General features: G+C 61.6%; 2 protein-coding genes and 1 tRNA gene. 1 reads left to right on the top strand and 2 read right to left on the bottom strand.

Annotated features, from left to right (window positions below):
- Positions 1-89: 89 nt before the first annotated feature.
- Positions 90-338 (bottom strand): hypothetical protein, encoded by a 249-nt coding sequence (locus ACFWPH_RS34720; protein ID WP_378756555.1) that lies wholly within the window; start codon positions 336-338, stop codon positions 90-92.
- Positions 339-544: 206 nt separating this feature from the next.
- Here ACFWPH_RS34720 and ACFWPH_RS34715 point away from each other — a divergent pair.
- A tRNA-Asn gene (locus tag ACFWPH_RS34715) sits at positions 545-617 on the top strand.
- Positions 618-851: 234 nt separating this feature from the next.
- Here ACFWPH_RS34715 and ACFWPH_RS34710 read toward each other — a convergent pair.
- On the bottom strand, positions 852-1,198 hold a 347-nt coding region (locus tag ACFWPH_RS34710; protein ID WP_378756554.1), incomplete at its 5' end, for a hypothetical protein.

Raw genomic sequence — 1,198 nt, 5'->3', positions numbered from 1 at the left:
CTGTTCGGGCAGCTGACGCTGCCCGAACAGCGAAAACAACCACCCCAAACCCGCCCGGACCGATCAGCACAAATCACGAAAAATCGAGGCTAACGCCTGCGCAACTGGTCGTGCGGCACCATCACCGTGGTGCGCTCGTCCAGCGGTTCCATGGGTTCGAGCTTGGGTTGGGTGCTCAACTTCTCCGATAGCCGCTGCCGGCTCACGTTCACCAGCTTGCGGGTCACCGGGCTCCCCGCGACGGCCCGCGCACTGGCACTGATCTGCTCATAGCGCGCCCGCCCGGCCTTACTGCCCAGCACATAACCGGCAGCGATACCGATGATCAACCGCAGCATCTTGGGTCGAGCTCCTCCCAGTAGTCCGTGCTGCCCCATCCTGCCCGACCGCACCGACACCTGTCGATCCGACTCCACCGCAGCCGCCCCGCTCGCACCCACTTTCCCCACGTTCTGTGAGCTCGACCCCACGATTTGGGCCCGCACCCACCCATACGCTAAAGTTTCACCTCGGTCAGCCCGGTACGGGCGAGACCACCGAGCAATCCCCTATAGCTCAATTGGCAGAGCAGCCGACTGTTAATCGGCAGGTTACTGGTTCGAGTCCAGTTGGGGGAGCAGAAACCGCAGGTCAGGCCGACTTGGTCGGCCTGACCTGCTTCTTTCTTAGGTATATAACCAAGACTATGCCAAATTTCCGGGCCGAACTTCCAATCAGTTGAACGTCCTGGCGGTCGTTCGTCGTAAATTCCGTTCCTCGGCAGGACACACAAAGTACGGGCAGCCGGGAAATGGCTGGTGATCGCGGGTCCGTATCCGCATTGATCTGTTCCTGTGGTGCCTCCGTCGCGTTCAAGGCGGGGCGTTACGTCCGTTGCAACCTGGCCCCTGTCGGTCCACCGGGCTCGTGTGTTTCGGCTTTTGAGTCAGGTACTGATGCCAGGGATTGCAGAGCGCCTTCGTACCAGGCATGGACGGCCAGCCAAACGTACGGGGGTGCCCCTCCTGATCTTCCAGCTCCTGTGCCTTGCGGATCAGATATTCCAGCATTGCGTTGTCTCTGTCCGGGAAGGGGTAGGGGAAGTCCCCGATCTGGTTGATGCTGTCCGCTCGGTAGTCGTGGTGGCCGTTGGCGATGATGCGGGTCGACTGGCGGGTGACATACTCGGTCGGGATGGTCGCGGGTGCCTCGGGGTCCA

The sequence above is a fragment of the Nocardia sp. NPDC058499 genome (assembly GCF_042719915.1).
In the GTDB taxonomy this organism is placed as follows: Bacteria; Actinomycetota; Actinomycetes; order Mycobacteriales; family Mycobacteriaceae; genus Nocardia.
Note: the sequence above shows the minus strand (reverse complement) of the source record. Positions and strands in the feature narration are given on the sequence as shown.